The 14,629-nt window shown below is 64.2% G+C and carries 12 protein-coding genes; 10 read left to right on the top strand and 2 right to left on the bottom strand.

Annotated elements, in window-relative coordinates; all coding sequences use genetic code 11:
- Window position 1 precedes the first annotated feature (1 nt).
- Window positions 2-1,042 carry an ABC transporter ATP-binding protein gene (locus tag JV241A_RS19340; RefSeq protein WP_115088434.1) on the bottom strand — a complete coding sequence of 347 codons (1,041 nt, stop codon included), beginning with the start codon at window positions 1,040-1,042 and terminating at the stop codon, window positions 2-4.
- A gap of 72 nt (window positions 1,043-1,114) precedes the next feature.
- Window positions 1,115-2,266: a putative ABC transporter substrate-binding protein YdcS gene (gene ydcS, locus JV241A_RS19335; protein WP_134064045.1), complete on the bottom strand. Its 1,152-nt coding sequence runs from the start codon at window positions 2,264-2,266 to the stop codon at window positions 1,115-1,117.
- A gap of 188 nt (window positions 2,267-2,454) precedes the next feature.
- Between ydcS and JV241A_RS19330 the strand changes: the two genes are divergently transcribed.
- The 10 genes from JV241A_RS19330 (at window position 2,455) to lysS (ending at window position 14,578) form a co-directional block, all read left to right on the top strand.
- Window positions 2,455-3,174, top strand: a complete 720-nt coding sequence (locus JV241A_RS19330; protein WP_134064043.1) for a tellurite resistance TerB family protein — start codon at window positions 2,455-2,457, stop codon at window positions 3,172-3,174.
- Between the two features lie 130 nt (window positions 3,175-3,304).
- Complete coding sequence (locus JV241A_RS19325) at window positions 3,305-4,927, top strand: methyl-accepting chemotaxis protein (protein WP_134064041.1); 1,623 nt, start codon at window positions 3,305-3,307, stop codon at window positions 4,925-4,927.
- A 7-nt stretch (window positions 4,928-4,934) separates the two neighbouring features.
- The gene (locus tag JV241A_RS19320) at window positions 4,935-5,465 is read left to right on the top strand and encodes a chemotaxis protein CheW (protein WP_134064039.1); all 531 of its coding nucleotides are present in this window, start codon (window positions 4,935-4,937) and stop codon (window positions 5,463-5,465) included.
- Window positions 5,462-6,730 (top strand): protein-glutamate O-methyltransferase CheR, encoded by a 1,269-nt coding sequence (locus JV241A_RS19315; protein ID WP_134064036.1) that lies wholly within the window; start codon window positions 5,462-5,464, stop codon window positions 6,728-6,730. The genes JV241A_RS19320 and JV241A_RS19315 overlap by 4 nt, the downstream gene beginning before the upstream one ends.
- On the top strand, window positions 6,727-7,392 hold the full coding sequence (locus tag JV241A_RS19310; RefSeq protein WP_115088428.1) for a chemotaxis protein CheW: 666 nt from the start codon (window positions 6,727-6,729) through the stop codon (window positions 7,390-7,392). The genes JV241A_RS19315 and JV241A_RS19310 overlap by 4 nt, the downstream gene beginning before the upstream one ends.
- Window positions 7,389-9,662 (top strand): hybrid sensor histidine kinase/response regulator, encoded by a 2,274-nt coding sequence (locus tag JV241A_RS19305; RefSeq protein ID WP_115088427.1) that lies wholly within the window; start codon window positions 7,389-7,391, stop codon window positions 9,660-9,662. The genes JV241A_RS19310 and JV241A_RS19305 overlap by 4 nt, the downstream gene beginning before the upstream one ends.
- Window positions 9,659-10,672 (top strand): chemotaxis response regulator protein-glutamate methylesterase, encoded by a 1,014-nt coding sequence (locus JV241A_RS19300; protein ID WP_115088426.1) that lies wholly within the window; start codon window positions 9,659-9,661, stop codon window positions 10,670-10,672. Before JV241A_RS19305 ends, JV241A_RS19300 begins: the two co-directional genes overlap by 4 nt.
- Before the next feature lie 51 nt (window positions 10,673-10,723).
- A complete protein-coding gene (locus JV241A_RS19295) occupies window positions 10,724-11,728 on the top strand; it encodes a PleD family two-component system response regulator (protein ID WP_115088425.1) in 1,005 nt (334 codons plus the stop codon).
- 153 nt (window positions 11,729-11,881) lie between these two features.
- A protein-coding gene (gene prfB / locus JV241A_RS19290; RefSeq protein ID WP_115088424.1) for a peptide chain release factor 2 occupies window positions 11,882-12,977 on the top strand; the annotation gives its coding sequence in 2 pieces (ribosomal slippage) (window positions 11,882-11,953 and window positions 11,955-12,977; 1,095 coding nt in all).
- 98 nt (window positions 12,978-13,075) lie between these two features.
- A complete protein-coding gene (gene lysS, locus JV241A_RS19285; protein ID WP_115088423.1) occupies window positions 13,076-14,578 on the top strand; it encodes a lysine--tRNA ligase in 1,503 nt (500 codons plus the stop codon).
- Window positions 14,579-14,629 lie beyond the last annotated feature (51 nt).

The following is a 14,629-nucleotide window of genomic DNA, read 5'->3' as shown; positions in this document are numbered from 1 at the left end:
CTCAGCGGCCCTCGTCGGGCACGATTTCCTGCAGCGCGGTCATCGCCTCGCGGGCCCAGCGCGCCTGCAGGCGTTGGCCGGGCTGCCAGGGCACGGTGTGTTCCTGCCACTGGTTGTTGGCCTGGCTGATACTGAGTAGTTGGCCGTTGTCCAGCTGCAGCTCGTAGCGGGTGGCGCTGCCCTGGTACTGGATGTCGTGGAGCAGGCCGCTGACCTGGATTTCGTTGCTGGCGGCCGGCTGGTCGCCAAGGCGGATATGTTCCGGGCGAATCGAGAAGGGCAGCTGGCTGCCATTGAGCTGCTGTGCCAGTTCGCCGCGCAGCACGTTCGAGGTACCGACGAACTCGGCGACAAAGGTCGTCGCCGGCTTCATGTACAGGTTGCGCGGGGTGTCGACCTGCTCGATGCGACCCCGGTTGAACACCGCGACCCGGTCCGACATCGACAGCGCCTCGGTCTGGTCGTGGGTAACGAAGATGAAGGTAATGCCCAGCTGGCGTTGCAGCTTCTTCAGCTCGCCCTGCATCTGCTCGCGCAGTTTCAGGTCCAGCGCCCCCAGTGGTTCATCCAGCAGCAGCACCCGTGGGCGGTTGACCAGGGCCCGGGCCAGGGCCACGCGCTGGCGCTGGCCGCCGGAGAGCTGTACCGGCTTGCGCTGGCCATATCCGCCCAGTGCGACCATGGCCAGGGCTTCTTCGGCGCGGGTGTAGCGCTCGGCCTTGGCCACGCCCTTGACCTTCAGGCCATAGGCGACGTTGTCGCGCACGTTCATGTGCGGGAACAGGGCGTAATCCTGGAACACTGTGTTGACGTCGCGCTGGTAGGGCGGCAGGCCCGCAGCCTCTTCGCCGTGAATGCGGATCGAACCGGCACTGGGTTGCTCGAAGCCGGCGATCAGGCGCAGGCAGGTGGTCTTGCCCGAGCCCGAGGGGCCGAGCATCGAGAAGAACTCGCCGTCGTGGATGTCGATCGACACCTGGTCAACGGCCCTGACCTCGCCAAAGGCCCGCGAGACATTGGTGAACTGCACTGCAAGGGTCATGGTGCGAAGCTCCAGCAAATGGGAGCAAGCCCGCGTCTTGAGGTGGGAGCGGGCTTGCCCCGCGATAGGGCCCTAGCGGCCCCCCATGATCGCAATATAGTCCTGGGTCCAGCGGCTATACGGCACGAACTTGCCCCCTTCAGCCTGCGGGGTTTTCCAGAAGGCGATCTTGTCGAACTGGTCGAAACCATTGGTCTTGCAGCCTTCGGCGCCGAGCAATTCGCTGCCGGTGCAGGCCGCCGGTACCGCCGGCAACGAACCGAACCAGGCCGCCACGTCGCCCTGGACCCTGGGCTGCAGCGACCAGTCCATCCACTTGTAGGCGCAGTTGGGGTGCTTGGCCTCGCTGTGCAGCATGGTGGTGTCGGCCCAGCCAGTGGCGCCTTCCTTGGGGATGGTCGAAGCCACCGGCTGCTTGTCGGCTTGCAGGCCATTGACCATGTAGCCCCAGGAGCTGGAGGCGACCACGCCTTCGTTCTTGACGTCACTCATCTGCACCGTGGCATCGTGCCAGTAGCGGTGGATCAGCGGCTGTTGCTGGCGCAGCAGGTCGAGCACCGCCTTGTACTGGGCTTCATTCAGTTCATAGGGGTTCTGAATGCCGAGTTCGGGCTTGGTCGATTTCAGGTACAGCGCGGCATCGGCGATGTAGATCGGCCCGTCGTAGGCCTGGACCCGGCCCTTGTTCGGCTTGCCGTCCGGCAGGTCCTGGGGCTCGAAGACCACGCCCCAACTGGTGGGCGCCTGCTTGAACACGTTGGTGTTGTACAGCAGCACGTTCGGGCCCCACTGGTAGGGCGTGCCGTACACCTGCTTGTTGACCACGTACCAGGCACCGTCCTTGAGCCGTGGGTCGAGGTTCTTCCAGTTGGGAATCAGCGCAGTGTTGATCGGCTGTACGCGCTTGCCGGCGATCAGCCGCAGCGAGGCATCGCCGGAGGCGGTGACCAGGTCGTAACCGCCCTTGGTCATCAGGCTGACCATCTCGTCGGAGGTGGCGGCGGTCTTGACGCTGACCTTGCAACCGGTTTCCTTCTCGAAGCCGGTCACCCAGTCGTAGGCCTTGTCGCTTTCACCGCGCTCGATGTAACCCGGCCAGGCAACGATATCCAGCTGGCCTTCGCCGGCGCCCACGGCTTTCAAGGGTTCGGCGGCCTGCAGGCTGGCGCTGGCCAGCAGGGCGGTGCTCAGGGCGCAGAGCGTGGCGGTCTTGTGCACGAACATGGTTTTCCCTCTTGTTCAAATTATGTCGGGGCAGTGAAAGTGCAGGTATAGCTGGTTTAAGCGTAGTTGCTGTTGCGTGGGTCCAGCGTGGCCCGGTTCTGGGCAACATCTGGAAGCAAATGCATTCAGCTTCACTTCAGCCTGGGGCAGTACTCTTCGGCTTTCTTTCCTCTCCATGGAGATGCCCAATGAACACCCGTGGCTTGCTCGATCAACTGCTCAAATCCGGCCAGGACCTGTTGCAGAACCAGGCCGGCAAAGGCTCCGCCGGCAAAACCGGCGGTCTTGGCGACCTGCTTGGCGGCAAGGGCGGCGGTGGCCTTGGCAGCCTGCTCTCCGGTGCTGGCGGCGGTGCCCTGGCGGCAGGTGCGATGGGGTTGCTGCTGGGTAACAAGAAGGCCCGCAAGTACGGCGGCAAGGCCCTGACCTATGGTGGCCTGGCTGCCCTTGGGGTCATCGCCTACAAGGCCTACGGCAACTGGCAGGCCAAGCAGGGGGCTGCCGTACAGGGCGAGCCACAAACGCTTGACCGCCTGCCGCCGGCCCAGGTCGAGCAGCACAGCCAGGCGATCCTCAAGGCGCTGGTGGCGGCGGCCAAGTCCGATGGCCACGTCGATGAGCGCGAGCGGGCGCTGATCGAAGGCGAGTTCGTCAAGCTGTCCAGCGACCAGGAGTTGCAACACTGGCTGCACGCCGAACTGAACAAACCGCTGGACCCGGCCGATGTCGCCCGCGCCGCCAGCACCCCGGAAATGGCCGCCGAGATGTATATCGCCAGCGTCATGCTGGTGGACGAGGAGCATTTCATGGAGCGTGCCTACCTGGATGAACTGGCGCGCCAGCTCAAGCTCGATCCTGCACTCAAGAGCGAGCTGGAAAACCAGGTGAAACTTGCCGCCAGTCAATGAAATCGGGCTAATGGCCAGTATCTAGCCCGTTTGGCCCGATCCAGCTTTTAAGTCAGCCTCAAAAGCGCGCAGCCGCTGGGCTATACTCTGCCCATTTTTCCTGCTCGCGTAGAACACTTGAGGGCTGACTGTGAAAAACTGGACCTTGCGCCAACGGATCCTGGCGAGCTTCGCCGTGATTATCGCCATCATGTCGCTGATGGTGGTCGCCGCCTATTCGCGACTGGTGGCCATAGAGTCCGGTGAAGAAGCGGTGCGAACCGATAGCATCCCCGGGGTCTACTACAGCTCCATGATCCGCAGCGCCTGGGTCGACAGCTATGTGCTGACCCAGCAGCTGGTGGGCCTGAGCGACCATCGCGAGATCACCTCGGCCGACATGGAGCTGTACAAGGGCTTTGAAGAGCGCCTCAAGCAGCACATGGCCAGCTACCAGTCGACCATTCGCGAGAAGGACGATCAGACCAGCTTTGACCAGTTCGGCCAGCTTGAGGCCGATTACCTCAAAGCAGTGGATACCGTGCTGGGGGCCTATCGCAAGAAAGATTACCCCGAAGCCCAGCGCCTGCTCGCCGAGTTGTTGACCCCGGCCTGGGTCAATGGCCGCAAGCACCTGAACGGGGTGATCGAGCGCAATCGTCTTTCCGCCGAGAGCGCCACCGACTCCATCGTCAGTGCCGTGGCCACGGCCAAGTTCAGCATGATCGTTTCGCTGCTGCTGGCCATTGTAGCCGCGACCCTCTGCGGGCTGGTGCTGATGCGTGCCATCACCGCACCGATGCAGCGTATCGTCCATGCCCTGGACAAACTCAGCGGCGGCGACCTCAGCGTGCGCCTGAACCTGGACCGCAAGGACGAGTTCGGCGCGGTGGAAAGCGGCTTCAACGAGATGATGGGCGAACTGACCAACCTGGTGTCCCAGGCCCAGCGCTCGTCGGTGCAGGTGACCACCTCGGTGACCGAAATCGCCGCCACCTCCAAGCAACAACAGGCGACCGCCACCGAAACCGCTGCCACTACCACCGAAATTGGCGCAACTTCGCGGGAAATCGCCGCGACTTCCCGCGACCTGGTGCGGACCATGACCGAAGTTACCTCGGCCGCCGACCAGGCCTCGATCCTCGCAGGCTCCGGCCAGCAGGGCCTGGCGCGTATGGAAGAGACCATGCACCAGGTGATGGGCGCGGCCGATCTGGTCAACAACAAGCTGGCGATCCTCAACGAGAAGGCCGGCAACATCAACCAGGTGGTGGTGACCATCGTCAAGGTCGCCGACCAGACCAACCTGCTGTCGCTCAACGCCGCCATCGAGGCGGAAAAGGCCGGTGAGTACGGCCGTGGTTTTGCCGTGGTCGCCACCGAAGTACGGCGCCTGGCCGACCAGACCGCCGTCGCTACCTATGACATCGAGCAGATGGTTCGCGAGATCCAGTCGGCGGTGTCGGCCGGGGTCATGGGCATGGACAAGTTCTCCGAGGAAGTGCGCCGCGGCATGTTCGAGGTGCAGCAGGTTGGCGAGCAACTGACCCAGATCATTCATCAGGTCCAGGCCCTGGCGCCGCGGGTGCTGATGGTCAACGAAGGCATGCAGGCCCAGGCCACCGGTGCCGAACAGATCAACCACGCCCTGGCGCAGCTGGGCGATGCCAGCAGCCAGACCGTCGAGTCGCTGCGTCAGGCCAGCTTTGCCATCGACGAACTGAGCCAGGTGGCCACCGGCCTGCGTGGCGGCGTGTCGCGGTTCAAAGTCTGACCTGCCGATGAACGACCTTCAGCCTCGCCGCAATCAGGATGCGGCCTCCCACGGCACCCTGTACCTGGTGTTCCGCATCGGCGACCAGCGCTTTGCCCTGGACGCCCATGAGGTCGCCGAAGTGCTGCCGCGCCTGCCGCTCAAACCGATCGCCCAGACCCCGGCATGGGTCGCCGGGGTGCTCGCCCATCGCGGTGCGCTGGTGCCGGTGATCGACGTCGGCGCCTTGAGTTTCGGCCTGCCGGCGCCGGTGCGCACCAGCACGCGCCTGGTGCTGGTGCACTACCGCGTCGACCCCTTGCGCCCGCAATTGCTGCTGGGGCTGATCCTCGAACAGGCCACCGATACCCTGCGTTGCGACCCCGCCGAGTTCCAGCCCTATGGCCTGGACAACCAGCAGGCGCCTTACCTGGGACCGGTACGTGAGGATGCCCAGGGTTTGCTGCAGCGAATCGGGGTGCAGGACTTGCTCAGCGCCGAGGTGCGCCAGTTGTTGTTCCCGCCTGAGCTTGCGGCAAGTGGCGAGGGGCTGGCATGAGTGGCGAACAGCGGTTCTTTCGCTTTTTGCAGGATCGCATCGGCCTGGACGTGGCTTCGGTCGGCGCGCCAATGGTCGAGCGCGCCTTGCGCCTGCGCTGTGCGACCCTGGAAGCCCGGGACCTGGATGACTACTGGCTGCGGCTGCAGCATTCGAACCAGGAACAGCAGGCGCTGATTGAAGCGGTGATCGTCCCGGAAACCTGGTTCTTCCGCTACCCGGAGTCCTTCAACGCCCTGGTGACCCTGGCGCGCAAGCGTCTGAGCGAACTGGGCGGCTTGCGCCCACTGCGCATCCTCAGCCTGCCGTGCTCCACCGGCGAGGAGCCGTACTCGATCGCCATGGCCCTGCTCGACGGCGGCATTGCTGGCCACAGCTTTCGCGTCGACGCCATGGACATCAGCCCCAATTCCATCAGCCGTGCCGAACAGGCGCTGTATGGCCGCAACTCGTTCCGCGGTTCGCACCTGGACTTTCGTGAGCGGCATTTCAGCGAGACCGGTGACGGCCACAGCCTCGACGAGCGGGTCCGCCAGCAGGTCAAGCTGCAGGCGGGCAACGTGCTGGATCCGGCGCTCAAGGCGCGAGAAGGCAGCTACGATTTCGTTTTCTGCCGCAACCTGCTGATTTACTTCGACGTACCCACCCAGCAGAGGGTGTTCGAGGTGCTCAAAAGTCTGATCCATGAGCAGGGCGTGCTGTTTATCGGCCCGGCCGAAGGCAGCTTGCTGGCGCGCATGGGTATGCGCCCGGTAGGCATAGCTCAGTCGTTCGCCTATGTACGCCAGGCTGAAATGGAGCCGGCGCCGCCGAGCAAGCCGTTAGCCATTCCTTTGCCGTTGACGGTGCCGGTGTCGGCGGCCAGCGTGCCGCGTCCGGCGCCTGCCGTGGTGCGCAGGATCAAGCCGATTGCCCCGCCGCCTGCCAGGCCCGCCGAGCCGGAGTCGGCAGTCGAATTGCTGGCGCAGATCGCCCAACTGGCCAATGCAGGCAGCAGCGCTCAGGCCCAGGCCGCCTGCGCCCGCTATTTGCAGCAGTACCCGCCCAGCGCCCAGGTGTTCTACTGGCTGGGCCTGCTCAGTGACACTGCTGGCGACAGCAGCGATGCCCTGGGCCACTACCGCAAGGCGTTGTACCTCGATCCCCAGCATCCGGAGGCGCTGGTGCATCTGGCCGCGTTGCTGGCTTCTCAAGGTGATGTCGCAGGTGCCAGGCGCCTGCAGGAGCGGGCCGCACGGCGCGCCGACCGGGAGTCTGAACAATGATGGGTGAAAACGACGTGCAACTGGTCGCCAGTGACGCCGCCAGCATCGACGACTGCTGGAACCGTATCGGTGTGCATGGCGACAAGAGTTGCCAGCTGCTCGACGAACATATTCACTGCCGCAATTGCGAGGTCTATGCGGCAGCAGCGACGCGCCTGCTGGACCGTTACTCGCTGTCCCAGGAAGCCCACGAGCAGAGCGAGGCGCCTGAGCAAGCCAGCAGCGGCCGCTCGTTGTTGCTGTTTCGCCTGGGCGAGGAGTGGTTGGCACTGGCCACCCGCTGCCTGGTCGAAGTCGCGCCGCTGCAGCAGGTGCATTCCTTGCCGCACCAGCGCTCGCGGGTGCTGCATGGCGTGGCCAATGTACGGGGTGCGCTGGTGCCGTGCCTGTCGCTGGGCGATCTGCTCGGCCTTGAATCCCAGGCGCCGGCCTCGACCTCGGCGCGGGTCATGCCGCGCATGTTGATCATTGCCGCTGCGGGCGGCTCGGTGGTGGTCCAGGTCGACGAAGTGGATGGTATCCATGGCCTGGACCCCGGCCGCCTGACGGCAGAGCAGGGCGAAACCCGTTTTACCGCAGCGGTGCTGCAATGGCGCGGGCGCAGTGTCCGTGTGCTGGATGAAGACCAAGTGCTGTCTGCCGTGAACCGGAGCCTGTCATGACCCCAGAGCAAATGCGCGACGCCTCGTTGCTCGAGCTGTTCAGCCTGGAGGCCGAAGCCCAGACCCAGGTGCTCAGTGCCGGGCTGCTGGCGCTGGAGCGCAACCCGACCCAGGCCGACCAGCTTGAAGCCTGCATGCGTGCGGCTCACTCACTCAAGGGGGCGGCGCGGATTGTCGGCGTCGATGCCGGGGTCAGTGTCGCCCATGTGATGGAAGACTGCCTGGTCGGCGCTCAGGAAGGCCGGCTGCTGCTACGTCCGGAACATATCGATGCCTTGTTGCAGGGCACTGACCTGCTGATGCGCATCGCCACGCCCGGTGATGTCAGCATCGACGCCGCGGTCGAGGGGTTTCTGGTGCAAATGGCTGCGCTGCTCGACCCGAGCGCCGTACCGGCACCTGCGTTTGCGCCGCCGCCGATGCAGCTGCCCGAGCCGCTGCCGGTTGACCCCATAGCCGCCGACCCTGAGCCTGAAGTCGAAGCGGCGCCCGTGCGCAGCGGCAAACGCGCAGGCGAAGGCGGCGAGCGGGTCCTGCGGGTTACTGCCGAGCGCCTGAACAGCCTGCTCGACCTGTCGAGCAAATCGCTGGTCGAAACCCAGCGGCTCAAACCCTACCTGGCCACCCTGCAGCGCCTCAAGCGCATGCACGGGCAAAGTATCCGTGCCCTGGATGGCCTCAAGCATCAGCTCGAAAGCACTGGCCAGAGCCCGGAAGTCCAGGACGCCTTGGCCCTGGCCCAGCGTTTGCTGGGGGAAACCCAGCAGATCCTTTTGCAGCAGGCGTCTGACCTGGATGAATTCGGTTGGCAGGCCAGCCAGCGTGCGCAGCTTCTCTACGACACCGCGCTGGCCTGCCGGATGCGCCCGTTCGCCGATGTGCTGACCGGGCAAAGCCGAATGGTCCGTGATCTTGGCCGCTCGCTGGGCAAGCAGGTGCGCCTGGAAATCGAAGGCGAGAAGACCCAGGTCGACCGCGACGTGCTGGAAAAACTCGAAGCGCCGCTGACCCACCTGCTGCGCAATGCAGTCGATCACGGCATCGAACTGCCGGAGCGACGACTGCTGGCCGGCAAGCCGATGGAAGGGCAGATCCGCCTGCGTGCCTCGCATCAGGCCGGGTTGCTGGTGCTGGAGATCAGCGACGATGGCGGCGGCGTCGATCTGGCGCACTTGCGCCAGAGCATTGTCGAGCGCCAGCTGTCGCCCGCCGAGACTGTGGAGCAGATGAGCGAAGCCGAGCTGCTGACCTTCCTCTTCCTGCCCGGATTCAGCCTGCGCGACCGGGTGACCGAAGTGTCGGGGCGCGGTGTCGGCCTGGACGCGGTGCAGCATATGGTCCGCCAGCTGCGCGGCTCGATCGAGCTGACCCAGACCAGCGGCCAGGGCAGTTGCTTCCACCTCGAAGTGCCGCTGACCCTGTCGGTAGTGCGCAGCCTGGTGGTCGAGGTCGGCGCTGAAGCCTATGCTTTCCCCCTGGCGCATATCGAACGCACCCTGGAGCTGCCGGCCGAAGCCATCGTGCAGATCGAAGGCCGCCAGCATTTCTGGCACGAGGGCCGGCATATCGGCCTGGTCTCGGCCAGCCAGCTGCTCAATCGCCCGCCAAGTCAGGCGGACGGGCAGAGCATCAAGGTCGTGGTGATTCGCGAGCGCGAGATGCTCTACGGCGTGGCGGTCGAACGCCTGATCGGCGAGCGGGTGCTGGTGGTGATGCCGCTGGATGCGCGCCTGGGCAAGGTCCAGGATATTTCTGCCGGGGCCTTGCTCGACGACGGTGCGGTGGTGCTGATCATTGACGTCGAAGACCTGCTGCGCTCGGTGGAAAAGCTCCTCAGCACCGGCCGCCTGGAGCGCATCGAGCGCGGTCAGCGCAGTGTGCGCGAGGCGGCGCGCAAGCGCGTGCTGGTGGTCGACGACTCGCTGACCGTGCGCGAACTGCAACGCAAGCTACTGAGCAATAAAGGCTATGAAGTGGCCGTCGCGGTAGACGGCATGGACGGCTGGAACGCCTTGCGCAGCGAGGATTTCGACCTGTTGATCACCGATATCGACATGCCGCGCATGGACGGTATCGAACTGGTCACCCTGCTGCGCCGCGACAGCCGCCTGCAATCGCTGCCGGTGATGGTGGTCTCGTACAAAGACCGCGAAGAAGATCGTCGCCGTGGACTGGACGCCGGGGCCGACTACTATTTGGCAAAGGCCAGTTTTCACGATGATGCCTTGCTCGACGCTGTCGTCGAGTTGATCGGGGGAGCGCAGGGATGAAAATCGCCATCGTCAACGACATGCCCATGGCCGTAGAGGCTTTGCGCCGGGCGTTGGCCTTTGAACCGGCCCATCAGGTGATCTGGGTCGCCAGCAATGGCGCCGAAGCGGTCAAACTGTGCGCCGAGCAATTGCCGGACCTGATTCTCATGGACCTGATCATGCCGATCATGGATGGCATCGAGGCCACCCGGCGGATCATGGCCGAAACCCCTTGTGCCATCGTGATCGTCACGGTCGACCGGCAGCAGAACGTCCACCGGGTGTTCGAGGCCATGGGCCACGGCGCCCTCGACGTGGTCGACACCCCGGCGCTGGGCGCTGGCGATCCGCGTGAGGCGGCAGCGCCGCTGCTGCGCAAGATCCTCAATATCGGCTGGCTGATCGGCCAGCAGCGTAGCAGCCCGACCCGGGCCATGGCCGCACCGGTGCGTGAGGCCGCCCAACGTCAGGGCCTGGTTGCCATCGGTTCCTCGGCCGGTGGCCCGGCAGCGCTGGAGGTGCTGCTCAAAGCCTTGCCAACGAGCTTTCCGGCGGCCATTGTGCTGGTCCAGCACGTTGACCAGGTGTTCGCCGCCGGCATGGCCGAGTGGCTCAGCAGCGCCTCGGGGCTGGCGGTGCGCCTGGCCAGCGAAGGCGAGCCGCCGCAGCCGGGGCAGGTGTTGCTGGCCGGGACCAATCACCACATCCGCCTGCTCAAGAACGGCAACCTGGCCTACACCGCGGAGCCGGTGAACGAGATCTACCGGCCCTCCATCGATGTGTTTTTTGAAAGCGTGGCCCGCTACTGGCGCGGCGACGCGGTCGGCGTATTGCTCACCGGCATGGGCCGCGACGGCGCCCAGGGCTTGAAGCTGATGCGCCAACAGGGCTTTTTGACCATCGCCCAGGATCAGCAGAGCAGCGCGGTGTATGGCATGCCCAAGGCAGCCGCCGCGATAGACGCCGCCGTGGAGGTTCGCCCGCTGGAGCGAATCGCCTCGCGATTGATGGAAATTTTTCCAAAATGACGATATGTATTGAGCCACGCCGGCTGGCCGGCAGTGACCAGGTGACAGCGCATGAATGATTTACCGCTCGACGGTTTTCCGACCATGAATGAAAATTCGGCGATGGTCCTCTTGGTCGACGATCAGGCAATGATCGGCGAAGCGGTGCGGCGTGGCCTGGCTCACGAAGAGAACATCGACTTCCACTTTTGTGCCGACCCGCACCAGGCGGTGGCCCAGGCGGTGCAGATCAAGCCCACGGTAATCCTCCAGGACCTGATCATGCCTGGCCTGGACGGCCTGACCCTGGTGCGCGAGTACCGCAACAACCCGGCCACCCAGGACATCCCGATCATCGTCCTGTCGACCAAGGAAGACCCACTGGTCAAGAGCGCGGCCTTTGCCGCCGGAGCCAACGACTACCTGGTGAAACTGCCGGACACCATCGAGCTGGTGGCGCGCATCCGCTACCACTCGCGCTCCTACCTGACCTTGCTGCAACGCGACGAGGCCTACCGGGCCCTGCGCGTCAGCCAGCAGCAACTGCTCGACACCAATCTGGTGCTGCAGCGCTTGATGCACTCCGACGGCCTCACCGGGCTTTCCAACCGCCGCCATTTCGACGAATACCTGGAGCTGGAATGGCGCCGGGCCATGCGTGAACAGGCGCAGTTGTCGCTGCTGATGATCGATGTCGACTATTTCAAGTCGTTCAACGACACTTTCGGCCATTTGGCCGGGGATGAAGCGCTGCGCAAGGTGGCCGAGGCCATACGTGCTTCCTGCGCCCGCCCCAGCGATCTGCCGGCCCGTTACGGCGGCGAGGAATTCGCCCTGGTGCTGCCCAACACCTCGCCCGGCGGCGCGCGCCTGGTCGCAGAAAAACTGCGCCAGACCGTAGCGTCCATGAACATCGCCCACACCATGCCCAACCCCGATTCGGTCCTGACCGTGAGCATCGGCCTGGCGACCCTGACCCCGGGCATCGGCAGTCATTGCCGGCAGCTGATCTCGGCGGCGGACAAGGGCCTGTACCTGGCCAAGAACAATGGCCGCAACCAGGTTGGGGTGGATTGACAGCAGCCACAAGCGGCAAGCTTCAAGCGGCAAGAAAAACCGCAGCGCCCGGCATTTCTCCGGCCTCTTGTCGCTTGTAGCTTGCCGCTTGAAGCTGTAACTCAGCTATACTCTCCGGCTTTTCTACAGAATACGCACGAGAGCTGCCCGCCCATGGAAATCCAACCGATCCTGAACACCATCAAGGACCTGACCGAGCGCTCCGAGTCCATTCGGGGGTATCTTTGACTACGATCACAAGCATGACCGCCTGATCGAAGTCAACCGCGAGCTCGAAGACCCGAACGTCTGGAACAAGCCCGAGTACGCCCAGGAACTGGGCCGCGAGCGCGCCATGCTGGCGCAGATCGTCGATACCCTGGACGAATTGTCCGGCGGCCTGGTCGACTCCCGCGAGCTGCTCGACATGGCCGTCGAAGAGAACGACGAAGCTGCCGTCAACGACGTTGTCGAAGTGCTCCAGGGCCTGGAAGAATCCCTGGCCAAGCTCGAGTTCCGTCGCATGTTCAGCGGCGAGATGGACATGAACAACGCCTACCTGGACATCCAGGCCGGTTCCGGCGGCACCGAAGCCCAGGACTGGGCCAACATCCTGCTGCGCATGTACCTGCGCTGGGCCGCCAAGCGTGGCTTCGACGCCACCATCATGGAGCTGTCCGAGGGTGAAGTCGCCGGCATCAAGGGTGCCACCGTGCACATCAAGGGCGAGTACGCCTTTGGCTGGCTGCGTACCGAGATCGGCGTGCACCGCCTGGTGCGCAAGAGCCCGTTCGACTCCGGCGCCCGTCGCCACACCTCGTTCTCGGCGGTGTTCGTCTCGCCCGAGATCGACGACAAGGTCGAGATCGAGATCAACCCGGCCGACCTGCGCATCGACACCTACCGCTCCTCGGGCGCCGGTGGTCAGCACGTAAACACCACCGACTCGGCCGTGCGTATCACCCACGTACCGAGCAACACCGTGGTCAGCTGCCAGAACGAACGTTCCCAGCACGCCAACAAGGACACCGCCATGAAAATGCTGCGGGCCAAGTTGTACGAGCAGGAGATGCAGAAGCGCAACGCCGCTTCCCAGGCCCTGGAAGACAGCAAGTCGGACATCGGCTGGGGTCACCAGATCCGTTCGTATGTGCTCGACGCCTCGCGGATCAAGGACCTGCGCACCAACATCGAGCGCAGCGACTGCGACAAGGTGCTCGATGGCGATATCGACGAATACCTGGAAGCCAGCCTCAAGCAAGGGCTGTAACCGCGCGGCCCCGGCCTGCTCCCTGAAGGAGCGGGCTTGCCCCGCGATCCCTTGCCCAAGGCGAGGGACAATGAACCCGTGATGGAAAATGTGACGACATGAGCGACTTACAACTCGACCCGCAAGACCTGCAACAGGAAGAAAACAACCTGATCGCGCTGCGCAAGGAAAAACTTGCTGCCGAGCGCGCCAAGGGTAATGCCTTCCCCAACGACTTCCGCCGTGACAGCTACTGCAACGACCTGCAGAAACAGTATGTCGACAAGACCAAGGAAGAGCTGGAAGCTGCAGCGATTCCGGTCAAGGTTGCCGGGCGCATCATGCTCAACCGTGGCTCGTTCATGGTGATCCAGGACATGACCGGGCGCATCCAGGTCTACGTCAATCGCAAGACCCTGCCGGAAGAAACCCTGGCCGCGGTCAAGACCTGGGACCTGGGCGACATCATCGCCGCCGAAGGTACCCTGGCGCGTTCCGGCAAGGGCGACCTGTACGTCGAAATGACCAGCGTGCGCCTGCTGACCAAGTCGCTGCGCCCGCTGCCGGACAAGCACCACGGCCTGACCGACACCGAGCAGCGCTATCGCCAGCGCTACGTCGACCTGATGGTCAACGAAGAAACCCGTCACACCTTCCGCGTCCGCTCGCAGGTCATCGCCCACATCCGCAACTTCCTGATGGCCCGCGACTTCCTCGAAGTCGAGACGCCGATGCTGCAGACCATTCCCGGTGGTGCCGCGGCCAAGCCGTTCGAAACCCACCACAACGCCCTGGACATGCAGATGTTCCTGCGTATCGCCCCGGAGCTGTACCTCAAGCGCCTGGTGGTGGGTGGTTTCGAGAAAGTCTTCGAGATCAACCGCAACTTCCGTAACGAAGGCGTATCGACCCGGCACAACCCCGAGTTCACCATGCTCGAGTTCTACCAGGCCCACGCTGACTACGAAGACAACATGGACCTGACCGAGGAGCTGTTCCGCGAACTGGCCCAGCTGGTTCTGGGCAGCACCGACGTGCCGTACGGCGACAAGGTGTTCCACTTCGGCGAGCCGTTCGTACGCCTGTCGGTGTTCGACTCGATCCTCAAGTACAACCCGGAACTCACCGCCGCCGACCTGCAGGACATCGACAAGGCCCGCGAGATCGCCAAGAAAGCCGGTGCCAAGGTGCTGGGCTTCGAAGGCCTGGGCAAACTGCAGGTGATGATTTTCGAAGAACTGGTCGAGCACAAGCTGGAGCAGCCGCACTTCATCACCCAGTACCCGTTCGAGGTCTCGCCGCTGGCCCGCCGCAACGACGACAACCCGAACGTCACCGACCGCTTCGAGCTGTTCATCGGTGGCCGCGAAATCGCCAACGCCTACTCCGAGCTCAACGATGCCGAAGACCAGGCCGAGCGCTTCATGGCCCAGGTGGCCGAGAAGGACGCTGGTGACGACGAGGCCATGCACTACGACGCCGACTTCGTCCGCGCCCTGGAATACGGCATGCCGCCAACCGCTGGTGAAGGCATCGGCATCGACCGCCTGGTGATGCTGCTGACCAACTCACCATCGATTCGCGATGTGATCCTGTTCCCGCACATGCGCCCACAGGCCTGAGCGAACTGAACAAGCCGCCTTCCGGGGCGGCTTTTTCATGCCTGCAAGAAA

The sequence above is a fragment of the Pseudomonas sp. JV241A genome (genome assembly GCF_900275665.1).
Classification (GTDB): domain Bacteria; phylum Pseudomonadota; class Gammaproteobacteria; order Pseudomonadales; family Pseudomonadaceae; genus Aquipseudomonas; species Aquipseudomonas wadenswilerensis.
This window is presented reverse-complemented; position numbering and strand designations above follow the sequence as displayed.

What these genes read in the sequence shown, in the direction of transcription:
- JV241A_RS19300 (WP_115088426.1), top strand. Translation starts at nt 9,659, where the DNA reads ATGAAAATCGCCATCGTCAACGACATGCCCATGGCCGTAGAGGCTTTG.
- JV241A_RS19340 (WP_115088434.1), bottom strand. Translation starts at nt 1,042, where the DNA reads ATGACCCTTGCAGTGCAGTTCACCAATGTCTCGCGGGCCTTTGGCGAG.
- JV241A_RS19315 (WP_134064036.1), top strand. Translation starts at nt 5,462, where the DNA reads ATGAGTGGCGAACAGCGGTTCTTTCGCTTTTTGCAGGATCGCATCGGC.
- JV241A_RS19310 (WP_115088428.1), top strand. Translation starts at nt 6,727, where the DNA reads ATGATGGGTGAAAACGACGTGCAACTGGTCGCCAGTGACGCCGCCAGC.
- JV241A_RS19305 (WP_115088427.1), top strand. Translation starts at nt 7,389, where the DNA reads ATGACCCCAGAGCAAATGCGCGACGCCTCGTTGCTCGAGCTGTTCAGC.
- JV241A_RS19330 (WP_134064043.1), top strand. Translation starts at nt 2,455, where the DNA reads ATGAACACCCGTGGCTTGCTCGATCAACTGCTCAAATCCGGCCAGGAC.
- JV241A_RS19320 (WP_134064039.1), top strand. Translation starts at nt 4,935, where the DNA reads ATGAACGACCTTCAGCCTCGCCGCAATCAGGATGCGGCCTCCCACGGC.
- ydcS (WP_134064045.1), bottom strand. Translation starts at nt 2,266, where the DNA reads ATGTTCGTGCACAAGACCGCCACGCTCTGCGCCCTGAGCACCGCCCTG.
- JV241A_RS19295 (WP_115088425.1), top strand. Translation starts at nt 10,724, where the DNA reads ATGAATGATTTACCGCTCGACGGTTTTCCGACCATGAATGAAAATTCG.
- lysS (WP_115088423.1), top strand. Translation starts at nt 13,076, where the DNA reads ATGAGCGACTTACAACTCGACCCGCAAGACCTGCAACAGGAAGAAAAC.